Source organism: Kordia periserrulae, from assembly GCF_003054265.1.
Classification (GTDB): domain Bacteria; phylum Bacteroidota; class Bacteroidia; order Flavobacteriales; family Flavobacteriaceae; genus Kordia; species Kordia periserrulae.
Map to the genome: position 1 here is coordinate 529101 of NZ_QBKT01000001.1, position 14491 is coordinate 543591.

The following is a 14491-nucleotide window of genomic DNA, read 5'->3' on the forward strand; positions in this document are numbered from 1 at the left end:
ATGGCAGACCAAAAACGACTTTTTTTACTGGACGCGTACGCGCTTATTTTTAGAGGATATTATGCATTTATCAAAAACCCGAGAATCAACTCGAAAGGTTTTGATACTTCCGCAATTATGGGATTTATGAACTCATTATTAGATGTAATAAAACGCGAACGTCCTGACCATTTAGCGGTATGTTTTGACAAAGGTGGAAGTGTGGATCGTGTCGAAGTTTTTCCTGAATACAAAGCGAATCGACAAGAAACACCAGAACCGATTACACTCGCCATTCCGTACATTGAAAACATCTTAAAAGCCATGAAAATTCCAGTGATTGTCAAAGCAGGTTTTGAAGCCGATGACATTATAGGAACTCTTTCTAAAAAAGCCGAAAAAGAAGGCTATCAAACGTTTATGGTAACGCCCGATAAGGATTTTGCGCAGTTGGTTTCTGAAAATATCTTTATGTATCGTCCAAAATTTGGTGGCGGTTACGAAACGTGGGGCATAAAAGAAGTACAGGAAAAATTTGGCGTAGAACGCCCTGAACAAGTGATTGACTTTTTAGGAATGATGGGCGATTCTGTCGATAACATTCCTGGATTGCCTGGCGTGGGAGAAAAAACAGCAAAAAAGTTTCTCGCTGCGTATGGAAGCATGGAAGGTTTGCTAGAAAATTCACATGAATTGAAAGGCAAAATGAAGGAAAAGATTGAAGCCAATGCTGAATTAGGCTTGCTATCTAAACAACTCGCAACCATCATGCTCGATGTTCCGGTGGAATTCAACGAAGAAGATTTTGAAATGTGCGATCCAGATTTGGAAGCTGTAAAAGAAATTTTCACCGAATTGGAATTTAGACGCTTGCTAGACAACTTAATAAAAACATTTGCACCACAAGAAGAAAGCACTGCGGAAGCAGACAACACAACTGCTACAAAAACCACTCAAAAAACAACGACTAACGGACAATTTGATTTATTTGCTACACCTGGAAGCGGAAATGTAAGCGAAGAAACTACAACTTCTGGTTATCAAACCATCACAACAACCGACCATTTTTATCAATTGGCAAACACACCAATGTCGCGAAAAATACTGCTTCAAAAGTTACTAAAACAGCAAAGTGTATGTTTTGACACCGAAACCACAGGCTTAAAAGCACTCGAAGTAGCATTGGTTGGCGTGGCATTTTCATGGGAAAAAGGCAAAGGATACTATGTGCCGTTTCCTGAAGACCAAGCAGAAACGAAAGAAATATTGGAGGAATTCCGCCCGTTTTTTGAAAGCACTTCCATTGAAAAAGTTGGACAGAATTTAAAATACGACATCAAAGTCTTATCAAATTATGATATGACCGTAAAAGAACCACTTTTTGACACCATGATTGCGCATTATCTCATCAATCCTGATATGCGACACAATATGGACGTACTGGCGGAAACCTACTTGAACTATCAACCAGTTTCCATTACAGAATTGATTGGAAAGAAAGGTAAAAATCAACTGTCGATGCGCGAAGTTCCTTTGGAAGAACAAACTGAATATGCAGTTGAAGATGCCGACATCACCTATCAGTTGAAGGAACACTTTATCAAAGAATTGGAAAGTGGCAACTTAACCAAATTGTTTACTGATGTAGAAGTGCCTTTGGTAAGTGTGCTTTCAGCGATGGAAATAGAAGGAATCAATCTTGACCCAAACTTTTTAGCAGAACTATCTAAAGACCTCACCACCGATATTGAGCGATTGGAAAAAGGCATCTACGAGCAAGCAGGAGAAGAATTCAACATTGGTTCGCCAAAACAACTCGGTCCAATTTTGTTTGACAAATTAAAACTGGTCGACAAACCTAAAAAGACCAAAACAGGACAATATTCTACCGCAGAAGATGTGTTGTCATACTTAGCAAAAGACCATCAAATTGTAGCGGATATTTTAGAGTGGCGACAATACAAAAAATTACAAAGTACGTACGTGGATGCGCTTCCAAATGAAATCAACCCAAAAACAAATCGAATTCATACCGTATACGCACAAGCAGTTGCCGCTACTGGAAGATTAAGCTCTAACAATCCAAACTTACAAAACATTCCAATTCGTACAGAACGCGGGCGACAAGTTCGAAAAGCGTTTGTACCGCGAGACGAAAACTACGTATTACTCGCTGCCGATTACTCGCAAATTGAATTGCGTATCATTGCCGCATTGAGCAAAGAAGACACGATGATTCAATCATTCAAAGATGGTACGGACATTCACGCGTCTACAGCTTCAAGAGTGTTTAATGTGCCGTTGGAAGAAGTCACACGCGAACAACGAAGCAACGCCAAAACCGTCAATTTCGGAATCATTTATGGAGTTTCTGCCTTCGGACTGAGCAATCAAACTTCCTTAACACGAAGCGAATCCAAAGAATTGATTGACACCTATTACGAAACCTATCCAAAACTCAAAGCCTACATGGCAAATCAGGTAGCGTTTGCGCGCGAAAAAGGCTATGTAGAAACCGTATTGGGAAGACGTCGTTACTTAAAAGATATCAATTCAAGAAATGCCATTGTACGTGGTGCGGCTGAACGAAACGCGGTCAATGCGCCAATTCAGGGAAGCGCGGCAGACATTATCAAATTGGCGATGATTAACATTCACAAGCGTTTTGAAGCAGAAAGTTTCAAATCAAAAATGCTGTTGCAAGTACACGATGAATTGGTCTTCGACGCACACAAAGACGAACTCGAAATCATCAAACCAATCATCAAAGAAGAAATGGAAAACGCGTTCAAAATGGAAGTTCCACTAGACGTTGAAATCGGCATTGGACAAAACTGGCTCGAAGCGCATTAGCCGCAGGCGTCATGCTGAACTTGATTCAGCATCTTATTATTGATGCACGATTGTTGATTTTTGATGTACGATTTATTTGATGTACGATTGTTTGTTTTGTCATTCCTGCGACTTGTACTGAGCTTGCCGAAGTAAGGCAGGAATCTGTTTGATATGCGATTGTTGATTTTTGATATACGATTTATTTGATTGACGATTGATTGTTTTGTCATTCCTGCGACTTGTACTGAGCTTGCCGAAGTAAGGCAGGAATCTGTTTGATATACGATTGTTGATTTTTGATATGCGATTTTGTCTTTTCGAGGAAGCATGACGAAGTAATCTTTTACTATGCTTAATCAAATCGTCTCTTCGAGTGGTTTTTCGTAATAAAATGAAGAAAAATTGTATCGAGAAGTACTTTGAAATTCACAGCTGTTCTCGATACAATTTTCTATCGAAAATTACTCGAACTGACAGTTTAGGATTTCGTTCCTTTGCTACAATAAGATAGCATTTTGAGAAAATATAGGGAAAAAGAAAAGCGAACCGAAGTTCGCTCAAAAGTTAACATCCAATTAAAGTGTCATAACAAGGACTCTCCTGTGGGTAAGGATATTCAGGACCATCACATTGACATTCAAATCCACCTTTTATTGCAGATTGCTCCTTTTTATTCAATAATTGAACTCCTTCGAGTAGTAAAATGTTGTTTAGCATGATGTGAATTTTTGGTTAAAAACATAAGATAACACAACTAATGATAAACCTAGTACGGTTTGACCTTACTTAACAGTAAAATAGCAGATTTTTGTCAATAGAAATTGATAGAAACAGTCATACTAACAACGAATTGTAAGACGCAAAAGAATAACTTTTCAAACAAAAAAAGAGACTGTCTTTAAAGTATAAATTACTTCAAAAACAGCCTCTATCCCTTAAGCTTACAGGCTTGCTTATTTTATTGCTTTGTGTACACGACTCTCACATCTTCTTGAGCAACAGCGTTAAATCCGCCTGAATAAATTTGAAATCCTTGCGGAATTAGCAATGAAAGTTGACTATCAGAGTCAATCGTTACGGTAACGGTATATCCATCGTCTTCTATTAATGATAGATTGGAACCATTTACCGTCCAATTTGATGGAAAAATGTCGGTTTCCATCTCACAATTTAACGTGTACGTAAACTCGTTTGTAGTTCCTGCAACCAACTCAGCTACGACGAATAAAAACGAATTAGACGTTACCAACGCAGTACCGTCTGCGTTGATTTGAATGGTTTCGTTTTGATAACAATTTGTTTCGGAAATGAGCTCATTGCTCGCTGTTCCGTCGCCGTTAAAATCGTAGGCGTTTTCTACTTCAAACGCGGTCATTCGCCACGTTCCTACTAATGGATCAACTGTTGTTACGTCATCGTCTGATGAACATGCAAATAATCCTAAACTCAAAACGGATAGTAAAATTAATTTTTTCATACTGTTATATATTTTTTAATTGATGATGCGAAAGCTACATCAAAATACATGCCGAAAATTAGTACAAAAGAAATTATAAAATCTGCTTAACGCCTTGGTAGATGTCTGAAATGGATTTGTTGGAGTAGCTTTTAAGTGTTTTAAAAAAATCTAAATTTTCACCCACATATTTTAAAAAGTAGTAATCTATTCTTTTTTCTTCTAAATAAATTGATTTAAAAATTTTATCGTGAGCATAAAACCCTTCCGCTACATCAGTAAGATTTGCAGGGCAAAAAATAAGCATTAATCTAGCAAAACCAACACTTCGTTCTGGAAGTATGTTAGTTAAGAATATTTTTTCAAATTCTGTTTTATATAAATTATCTTCTAAGCTATTATTCACTCTTCCCCATTTATTGTTAATTGAATCAGGATTCATTTTAAAGACTGCTTCCCTAAAAGTTTTTGTTTTTAACTTAAAATCAAAAAGTATTTTAAATAATTCTGGATTGAATTCCTTTACGGTAATCAGATATAAGGTTAAAATCGTCTCAAAATAATTTTCGTTAGATGATTTCTCAGTGTAAATATTTCCTGTATATTCTAAAAATGGATGAGCTTCTGGCAAACTTTCTTTTGCATTCGCTAACAACAAATATTTATTCAACACCTTTTTCAGCTTTCGCGGATTGGTAAAGTGAAGCGCCCGGAAGAAATTTGCAATTCTTTCATTGAGTTTTTCTCCTGCTACATCACGCTCATCAAAATAATGAGAAACCAGTTTTAACACACTTTCATGTTTTGGCATGGAGAACGAAATATCAAAAATTTTCTCCAAATATTCTTCTGACTTCACCGCATCTTTGTATTTGGTTTGAATCGCTTGTTGGACGGCTTTTTTATCGATGCCAAAAAAGAAAATCGTTTTCTTTCCGTAGGTAAAGAATAGTTTTATGGCAGACAGTAAATTCAGTACGTTTTCAGGCTCGCAACGATCTAAATCGTCAATAAAGATGATGTTGTATTTTTTCTTTTTTTTCTTTGTGGTGTGACATTCCCAACGAACAAATTCTGTTTTAAATTTTTCTAAAGCTTCATAAAAAGAAAGTTCTCCTTTTTCAAACTCTTTTACAAGTTCTGATGGGTTAAAATCCACACTCGGACCATTTTCGTAAAGCTGATACTTAACTTTTATAGATTTTCCAAAACCACGAAATAGTTTTACTGCGTATTTTACAAAATCCTTACTAATAGTATCAGCTTCACTTTCCTTCAATAAAAAATCTAACAACGTTTGCGGCAAATTATCGTCTTTTTCAAACTGCCATGTATCAAAGAAAAAGGTGTTAAAATCTTCTTTTAACTCACGTTCCAAATACTTCATCAACGTACTTTTTCCACTTCCCCAATCGCCATACAACACAAACATTTTAATTTCATGAAATTGATCTGTATTGCTTTCCAAAATGGTTTTGATGAGTTCCGCTTTGTCAATAACGCCTAAATAATCGTTTTCCTTTTTTAAATCTTCTATAGGTAAGTTGTTCAGTAATTTTGCCATGAAACGTGTTTTTCTAAATGTAAGAAAATATCTTTTATTATGAACAGTAAGTTTTGAACATCATAGCTATTCTCGATACAATTTTTCTTCATTTCATTCCAAAAAATCACTCGAATTGACGGTTGTAGTTTTACAGAAGAAAGCAAATTCAAGAGCACTTGAGTAGAAAAAATTCTAGTCAAGAGCACAGATTCTCTACTCAAGAGCAAAAATTCCTAAACTTTTAAACGCCGAGCAACGCGAGTAAACGCATCAACTTTACAACACAAATCGATAGGTAAACTTCATCAAAAAGATATTCTCTGGTTGCTGTCCCAAAATCTGATTGTCTAAACTTTGCAAAATGTGATTGCGTGTGTTCCCAAAACCTGTGGTTCCTTGCGACCACACTAAGAAGAGTTCGGAGCCTGGAATGTATTCCCAACGCAAAACCAAATTGGAACGAAACTGCACAAACGCAAAATCAGGATTTCCGATAGAATAGTTGACATTGCCGTCTGCACCTTCGTCAACGAGATACGAATTGGAAGCCGTGTCAAAGCTAATTTCATTGGGCTGATATTGATAAAAACGGTCGTTTAAATTGTCTGCAATGGAATTGGTAACGTATTTAAAATCCTTGTAGCGACCAACAGAAACAAACGGTTCGCCATAATACTGAATCGATAAATTCGGATTGATGGTATAATTGAAACGAATTGCCGCACTCAAGGTTTGGTTGTCAATATCTCCTAAAATATAGCGTGTGGTTCCGTTATTATTTACTTCCGTTACATACTGCGTTTTGTTTGGATTGTTGTTATAGCTTGGACTGATGGAAATACGCATGGCATTCGTAGGTTGATAGGTAACATCACCACTGACTTCAAAAAACCTGAAATTGTTTTGTTTTGCTTGCGAATACACCATTCCCCAACTTGTACGCAACTTTTTACGCTCGTCTGTTCCGAAAAAAGCATAGCCAAAGTTTTCATCAGAAAATCGCCAACGCGGTCCGCCACGTAAAAAAGTATTCGTAAAAATTCTAGGTTTGTGCGCGCCGCCAAAATCAATCCACCAATTGTTTAGGAAGCGTAAATTTCCGTTGATTTCATATTGAATTCGGTTGTAGTTCCCTTCAAAATCGTAGGTAGTAAATTGTGAAAATCGTGCTGAAATTCGCCTAAAATTTCCAAAAGATTTGGTCGTTTGATACCGAACGTTTGCATACTGACGAACTTCATCTGCTTGCCGTAAAAAGCCGATGTCGTTCAATTCCAATTCTGGCGAACGCCAAATAACGCCTGCATCATAACGCCAAGTTCCGCTTCCTGCTTTTCCAAATTCTAACTTTCCTCCGGTTCCTGTCAAGGAAGTACGATTCGGATCAACGTCTACATGTCCTGCATCCACACGCTGAAACAAATGCGTTAACGAATTTTGGGTAGCCGCAATCGCTTCTTTGCTTCCTTCTATATGACTTGCTACGATATTTCCTTGTAAATAATAGGTTCTATCTTTCCAATTGTGTGTAAAATCTAATCCGCCCGTATACGCTGAACGATGCAAAAAGTTGAGATTGTCTTCCAAACGTCGGTTGGTTGCGGTGAAAATTCCGCCAATAAAAGTATTGCGCTCGTTGAAGTCTTTTTGCAAGCGACCGACAAAATAATTCGTCAACGGTTCTACGAGCTCTTTTCTGCGTGTTCCGTTGTTGTCAATTTCGGCAAATTCGCGTCCTGTCACACTCTCCAACACACCAATGGACCAACCATTTTTAGTTTTTCCACTGAATTTTGCTGCGCCAATAATGGTGGAGTTTTGCGGTTGATTGACAAATTCTTGTGCTTGTGTGTTGGGAAAACCTTGTGGATTTCGCCCAATACGCCTTGAATAAAACACATTGTCTTGTCCGTTCGCAAATTGATAATCGAAAATATTTTTATTCTCCACAAAAAACGGTCGTTGCTCGCGGAAGAAAATCTGAAAACCGTCCAAGGCAATTGCGGCAGGATCGGCTTCTACTTGTCCAAAATCTGGATTGATGGTAAAATCTAAAGTCAAATCGTTCGTCACGCCAATTTTTCCATCCAAACCTGCATTTAATGAAAAATCATCACCATCACGAAACGGATTGCCATTTTCTTCTGGATAGGTATCATATTGCGTTAACAGAAACGGCTGAATTTCCAATTGTTTTTGCGGAATGATATTTTTCAAACCGTGCAATTCGCCAAATTCACTTACCCAACCTGGCGCATCCAATGGAATTCGTTGCCATGTAGAGCGTTCTTCTTTTCTAAAAAAACGACGCTGCACTTGCAATCCCCAAATTTGTTCGTCACTTTTTCCAAAACGCAATTGACTGAACGGAATTTTCATTTCGGCAGACCAACCTTCGCTATCTACACTGGTTTTGGTGTACCAAATCGGATTCCAACTTCCGTCCCAATTATTTCCGTTATTCGAGATAAACTCGTCACCTTTTACGCCAGCCGCAGTCACAGTAAACGAAAAACCAGAGCGTAAATCGTGGTAACTATCAATATTAATTTCTACCCAATCGCCATCAAAACCATCGCGACGCGACAAGCGTTTTACAATTTTTTCGGGATTTTTATCCAACGCACGAACTGCTACATACAAAAACTTGGCATCGTACATAATTTTAAACTTTGTTTGCTCGGTTGGCGGCGTATTTTCGTCGGGGCGATTTTCAATAAAATCGCTTGCCCATTCCACTGAATTCCAACTTTCATCGTCGATAATTCCGTCTATTTTGGGTGCTTCGCCTTGTAGTACGTTCGTGGTGTAAATTCGTTTTGGAATTGATTTGGAGGTTTCTTGTGAAAATCCCCAAAAGGGAATGCACAAAAACCCCATACAAAACCATAGGAAAGATTTCATATTGTCGTTTTTTGAATGATTGATTGTTATAAAAGTAGCAAACCTTGTAAAATAACGTCAAAATTTAGTTAAATATTAACACTTATTAAGAAGTACAATAAATAATAAACAATACCAGTTTTATTGTTTATACTCACGTAAAGAAGTTTAATTTTACCTACATTTGATTCGAAAAACAACAAAATTGTGAGTGCCTTACAAACCATATTATATTTTTCGCTTTTCAAGTATCCTTTGACGCGGACGGAAATTTTTCAGTTTTCCAACAATCCGAATCAGAAGGAAATTGACCGTGAAATTGATGTACTTCTGGAAAAAGGCATCATTTTTAATTTTGATGGTTTTTATATTGACGTCAACGATCCTGACCGTGTAGAACGTCGTTTAAAAGGCAATGAAATGGCGCGAAACATTATGCCAAAAGCGGTAAAAGTTTCGAGAAAAATTGCCAAATTCCCGTATATCAAAAGTGTTTCCTTATCAGGTGCTTTGTCCAAAGGATATTACGATGACGAAGGCGATTTTGACTTTTTTATCATTACCAAACCCAATCGTTTGTGGATTGCACGTACGTTGTTGGTTTTATATAAGAAAATCTTTTTGTTGAACTCTAAGAAGTATTTTTGTGTGAATTATTTCATCAGCACAGACCAATTGGAGATTGTAGAACAAAATTTATTTACGGCAACCGAAATTGCGACGCTGATTCCGTTGTATGGAAAAGAAACCTTTGAAGACTTTTTAGCAGCAAATTCGTGGGCAACACCGTATTTTCCGAACAAACCCAAAGTCAAAACAAGTACGATTAGAGAAACGCCGAAAAGCAAACTCTCAAAAATGATTCAACGTGTATTTGATGGTGGTTTTGGATTGAAGCTTGATAACTATTTGCAAAAACTAACCATCAAAAAGTGGATGCGAAAGTTTAAACATTTAGAGAGAGAAGATTTTAATATTGCGATGAAATCTACCAGACATGTTTCTAAACATCATCCGCAAAACTATCAAAACAAGGTGACGAAACGTTTGCGAGAACGGTACAATGAAGTTATTGAACAACACGATTTGAAATATCCTAAAAAACATGCTTGATATTGTTTTTTCACATTCCTATTACTATAAGTTTGATGCAAAGCAATGGAAAAATCAAACACCGTATCCGCCCTTAGGAACGCTCTATGCCGCTTCGTATTTGCGCGAAAACGGTTATACAGTTGGTGTATTTGATGCGAACTTACTCGACGACCCAAAAACGATACAACCATATTTAGAGAAACAGCAACCAAAAATATTTGTATTATACGATGATGGCTTTAATTATTTGACAAAAATGTGCTTAACCACCATGCGCGAAGCCGCTTTTGAAATGATTACAATTGCTAAATCGTTAGATTGCAAAGTGATTGTGTGTAGCTCGGATTCTACCGATCATTATGAAAAATATTTGGCGGCTAGCGCTGATTTTGTCATTCAAGGAGAAGGTGAAATTTCGTTGAAAGAACTAGTCGATGCATTGTCAACTAATGAAGATACGTCACAAATTAAAGGCTTGGTTTTTGAGAATGATGGCGAAATTGTCAAAAATCCAAAGCATCCTGTATTGCGAAATTTAGACGAATTGCCAATGCCTGCGTGGGATTTGATTGATATTGAACCGTATAGAAAAATCTGGGAAGCTGGTGGCAATGAATTTACGCTGAATATGGCAACCACGCGCGGTTGTCCGTTTAAATGCAATTGGTGTGCAAAACCGATTTATGGCAATCGTTACAATTCGCATTCGCCGGAATATATTACGAAGCACATCAAATATCTCAAAGAAAATTATGGCGTGACGCGCTTTTGGATGTGTGATGATATTTTTGGCTTAAAGCCGAATTGGGTGCAAAATTTCAACAAGGAACTTAAAAAAGAAGACCTGAAAATTTCGTATTACATTCAAAGTCGTGTTGATTTGTTATTGAAAGAAGATACGATTGAAGCGTTGGCAGAAAGCGGACTGGAAGAAGTTTGGGTAGGTGCAGAAAGTGGCTCACAAGCGATTTTGGACGCGATGGACAAGGAAACGAAAGTGGAACAGATTTATGAAGCTACACGTTTGTTAAAAGAGAAAAATGTGCGTGTGGCGTTCTTTATTCAATTTGGGTATTTGGAAGAAACCAAAGAAGACATTCAGAAAACGATTGACATGATTAAAGAGTTGGTTCCTGACAATATTGGCGTGTCGGTTTCGTATCCGTTGCCTGGTACAAAATTTTATGAAAAAGTCAAAGATGATTTACAACTTAAAGCCAATTGGACGGATTCTGATGATTTGGCGATGATGTTTAAAGGAACCTATAACACGCAATTTTACCGAAAATTACAGCGCTACGTACATAAAGAATTTCGTAAAAGTCAAGCGTTTCAAAACTTTAAAAAGTTTTTCAAAAATCCATTTTCTATTTCCAAAGCAGAATTACGTTCCATGATTTTACTTGGGTATTACGTGCCTTCTGCCTTTATCGACAAGTTACAACTCAAAAACATGGAAAATACCAATGCATAGCGATTTTGATGTAGCAGCGGCGCAATATGACGCTATTTTTACGTATTCCAACATTGGGAAAGCACAGCGAAAACTGGTTTTTAAGTATATCAATCCAATCATTAAACAAGATAAAAAACTATCTATTTTAGAGTTAAATTGTGGAACTGGCGCAGACGCGATTGAATTTGCAAAGTTAGGTCACGACGTCATTGCCACAGATATTTCTTCGGGAATGATTGAAGTTGCCAACGCAAAGCCACATCCTGAGAATGTGCAGTTTCAAGTGCAAGATATCAATACCATTACCAAAGATACGTTCCACAAGCAATTCGATGTTATCTTTTCAGATTTTGGGGGAATTAATTGTTTATCACATGAGCAATTGCAAACATTTTTTAAAAATGCTGCGGACTTGCTCTTACCAAACGGGACATTAGCCATTGTTCTCATGCCAAAAAATTGTCTGTGGGAACGTTTCTATTTCACACTAAAAGGCGACAGAAAAAAGGCAACGCGTAGAAACACTACCAAAAGCATTGTTGCGAATGTAGATGGTGTTGGCGTAGACACGTGGTATTACAATCCGAAAGACATTTCTGCAGCAGCGAACAACTATTTCAACACTAAAAAAATAAAACCCATTGGCGTGACCATTCCGCCCTCGTATCTGGAGCAATCGTTTGTAGCAAAATTTCCAATGCTGAATATTTTCAAAGGAATTGACTCAATAGTAACAGCTTCTTCCCTAGCAAAGTATGCAGATCATTTTTTGATTGTCCTTGAAAAAAGAAGCTAGTGAGTCATCTCGACTACGCTCGATGTGATAATTTTCAACCACCATTCTAAATAAGCAGATACACGAATTGAAATTTTAGAACTCAGTAAAACATCTTTATATTTACGATTGAGAATTCACGATAACGAATAACGAATAACGAATAACGAATAACGAATAACGAATAACGAATAACGAATAACGAATAACGAATTAGGAATTAGGAATTAGGAATTAGGAAAATTACAAACTAACGAAAAACAAACAACACAAAACCTTGAATCATTGAATCTTTAAATTCTTGAATTGAGCATAGCGAAAAGCGACAAAATGAGCATTCTCCTCACACATACCTACTACTTATACGAAGATGCCAAAGAGCAACGCATCATGCGTCCGTATGCGCCGTTGGGATTGTTGTATATTTCTTCGTATTTGAATGAGCATCAGGTTGAAAATCATGTGTACGATTCCACATTTTACTCCAAACAAGAACAGCTCGATTTCATCAAAGCAACACAACCAAAAGTCGTTGCGATTTACACGAATTTGATGACAAAAATCAATGTGATTTCGTTAGTTCAAATCCTAAAAACGGAAGCTGCATACGGTTTTCCAACGATTATTTTGGGCGGGCCCGATATTACCTATAATTGTAAAAATTACCTCAACACTGGCGCCGATTTTTTAATTATTGGCGAAGGCGAACAAACGACGTTGGAACTCTATCAAGCAATTATCAATGGCGAAAATGTGAGTGAAATTCACGGAATTGCCTACTTAGAAAATGGTGAAGTTGTAAAAACGCCAGCGCGTATGCGTATGAAAAGTTTGAAAGAATTACCATTGCCCAACAGAGCTGCAATTCCCGTAGAAAAATATTTGGACGCTTGGAAAACATATCACGGGAAAAGTTCGATGACAGTAAGTACACAACGCGGTTGTCCGTATACGTGTAAATGGTGTAGCACGGCGGTATATGGACAAAGTTACCGCAGACGTCCCGCTGATATGGTGGCTGCCGAATTGAAACTATTGAAAGACACCTACAATCCGGATGGAATTTGGTTTGTGGACGATGTGTTTACGGTAAGTCACAAATGGTTGGAACAATTTCATGAAGAAGTCATCAAGCAAGATGCGATTATTCCGTTTGAATGCATCACGCGCGCAGAACGTTTGAATGATAATGTATTGCAATTGCTAAAAGAAGCTGGTTGTTTCCGAATATGGATTGGTGCCGAAAGTGGTTCACAGAAAATCATTGATGCGATGGATCGTCGCGTAGATGTGGATGTGGTGAAAACTGCCATTCAAAAAACCAATGCCTTGGGAATGGAAAGCGGCACGTTTATCATGGTCGGTTATCCTGGTGAAGACGAACAAGATATCAACGAAACGATTGATTATTTAAAAGCCGCCAATCCAACACATTTTACCATTACGGTGGCGTATCCTATCAAAGGAACGTCGTTGTACAACGAAATTGAAGATAAAATTACCGTGCAACCAGAATGGAATACCTCCACAGATAGAGATATTGACTTTACACGCACCTATTCACGAAAATTTTACGATTTTGCTGTGCGAAGAATTGTCAATGAAGTCAATTACAACAAAGAATTACGCAAAGGAAAAGATAAAAGTTTGTTGACAACTATAAAGTTAAAAACGAAATCTTTGCTTGCGCAAACTGCCATGAAATTGTATAAATGAACCTAGATTTTAGTCGAATCACGCAACAAGAAGGTGTGTATTATTTAACGCCTGAAGATGCTGGTTTTTCCAAGCATTATCTCGCTGTGCGCGAAAAGGAAAATCGCATCTTAACGGACGCTGACATACGAAAATTGCCTTTTTTAAATCGTGATGAATGGCCATATCGTGTGAAATCTACAGAGCGATTTATCAAGTATATAGCTATAAAAAAACGACCACAAACCATTTTGACTATTGGTTGCGGAAACGGTTGGTTTTCAAACAAAATTGCAGAAGTTTCTTCTGAAAATAACGTCATTGGTTTGGATGTTAATCGTGAAGAATTGGAGCAAGCAGCGCGTGTTTTTAGAAAAGAAAATCTGTATTTTATGTATGCGGATATCTTCAAAGTCTCTAAAAAATGTGAAACACTGTTTGACATCATCACGCTCAATGGCGCGATTCAATATTTTGAAGATTTTGAAGAACTTATCACGCTTTTACAATCATTTTTGACTGAAAATGGCGAAATTCATATCATCGACAGTCCTTTTTATAAAACCAACGAAATTGCTGCTGCAAAACAACGTACAAAAGCGTATTATAAAGACTTGGGCGTTCCTGAAATGACAGCACATTACCATCATCACGATGAAAAACTGGTCGCTAATTTTGAAGTTTTGTATCAGTGTAAGCGCAACATCATTCACAAAATTTTAGGCAAAAAAGATTCGCCTTTTTCTTGGTATCGATACATAAAAAGTTAAC

General features: G+C 37.4%; 9 protein-coding genes. 6 read left to right on the forward strand and 3 right to left on the reverse strand.

Features of this window, described 5'->3' with window-relative positions:
- Positions 1-2832, forward strand: coding sequence for a DNA polymerase I (polA, locus tag C8N46_RS02370; protein WP_108113241.1), 2832 nt, complete (start codon positions 1-3; stop codon positions 2830-2832).
- 940 nt (positions 2833-3772) lie between these two features.
- Here polA and C8N46_RS02375 read toward each other — a convergent pair.
- From C8N46_RS02375 to C8N46_RS02385, 3 genes are all read right to left on the reverse strand, one after another.
- Positions 3773-4291 carry a lipocalin family protein gene (locus C8N46_RS02375; protein ID WP_108113242.1) on the reverse strand — a complete coding sequence of 173 codons (519 nt, stop codon included), beginning with the start codon at positions 4289-4291 and terminating at the stop codon, positions 3773-3775.
- Positions 4292-4364: 73 nt separating this feature from the next.
- On the reverse strand, positions 4365-5834 hold the full coding sequence (locus tag C8N46_RS02380; protein WP_108113243.1) for a KAP family P-loop NTPase fold protein: 1470 nt from the start codon (positions 5832-5834) through the stop codon (positions 4365-4367).
- A gap of 258 nt (positions 5835-6092) precedes the next feature.
- On the reverse strand, positions 6093-8720 hold the full coding sequence (locus tag C8N46_RS02385; RefSeq protein WP_108113244.1) for a DUF5916 domain-containing protein: 2628 nt from the start codon (positions 8718-8720) through the stop codon (positions 6093-6095).
- Between the two features lie 186 nt (positions 8721-8906).
- Between C8N46_RS02385 and C8N46_RS02390 the strand changes: the two genes are divergently transcribed.
- The 5 genes from C8N46_RS02390 to C8N46_RS02410 all read left to right on the forward strand — a co-directional run bounded on the left by C8N46_RS02390 (position 8907) and on the right by C8N46_RS02410 (position 14490).
- A complete protein-coding gene (locus tag C8N46_RS02390) occupies positions 8907-9812 on the forward strand; it encodes a nucleotidyltransferase (protein ID WP_108113245.1) in 906 nt (301 codons plus the stop codon).
- A complete protein-coding gene (locus C8N46_RS02395) occupies positions 9805-11268 on the forward strand; it encodes a B12-binding domain-containing radical SAM protein (RefSeq protein WP_108113246.1) in 1464 nt (487 codons plus the stop codon). Before C8N46_RS02390 ends, C8N46_RS02395 begins: the two co-directional genes overlap by 8 nt.
- Entirely contained in the window at positions 11261-12046 is a 786-nt protein-coding gene (locus C8N46_RS02400) for a class I SAM-dependent methyltransferase (protein ID WP_108113247.1), read from the forward strand. Before C8N46_RS02395 ends, C8N46_RS02400 begins: the two co-directional genes overlap by 8 nt.
- Before the next feature lie 309 nt (positions 12047-12355).
- Positions 12356-13741: a B12-binding domain-containing radical SAM protein gene (locus C8N46_RS02405; RefSeq protein WP_108113248.1), complete on the forward strand. Its 1386-nt coding sequence runs from the start codon at positions 12356-12358 to the stop codon at positions 13739-13741.
- Positions 13738-14490, forward strand: coding sequence for a class I SAM-dependent methyltransferase (locus tag C8N46_RS02410; RefSeq protein WP_108113249.1), 753 nt, complete (start codon positions 13738-13740; stop codon positions 14488-14490). Before C8N46_RS02405 ends, C8N46_RS02410 begins: the two co-directional genes overlap by 4 nt.
- Position 14491 lies beyond the last annotated feature (1 nt).

Bases quoted from the DNA above. Each gene is read 5' to 3' on its own strand.
- polA (WP_108113241.1), top strand. From the start codon at position 1: ATGGCAGACCAAAAACGACTTTTTTTACTGGACGCGTACGCGCTTATT.
- C8N46_RS02375 (WP_108113242.1), bottom strand. From the start codon at position 4,291: ATGAAAAAATTAATTTTACTATCCGTTTTGAGTTTAGGATTATTTGCA.
- C8N46_RS02380 (WP_108113243.1), bottom strand. From the start codon at position 5,834: ATGGCAAAATTACTGAACAACTTACCTATAGAAGATTTAAAAAAGGAA.
- C8N46_RS02385 (WP_108113244.1), bottom strand. From the start codon at position 8,720: ATGAAATCTTTCCTATGGTTTTGTATGGGGTTTTTGTGCATTCCCTTT.
- C8N46_RS02395 (WP_108113246.1), top strand. From the start codon at position 9,805: ATGCTTGATATTGTTTTTTCACATTCCTATTACTATAAGTTTGATGCA.
- C8N46_RS02400 (WP_108113247.1), top strand. From the start codon at position 11,261: ATGCATAGCGATTTTGATGTAGCAGCGGCGCAATATGACGCTATTTTT.
- C8N46_RS02405 (WP_108113248.1), top strand. From the start codon at position 12,356: ATGAGCATTCTCCTCACACATACCTACTACTTATACGAAGATGCCAAA.
- C8N46_RS02410 (WP_108113249.1), top strand. From the start codon at position 13,738: ATGAACCTAGATTTTAGTCGAATCACGCAACAAGAAGGTGTGTATTAT.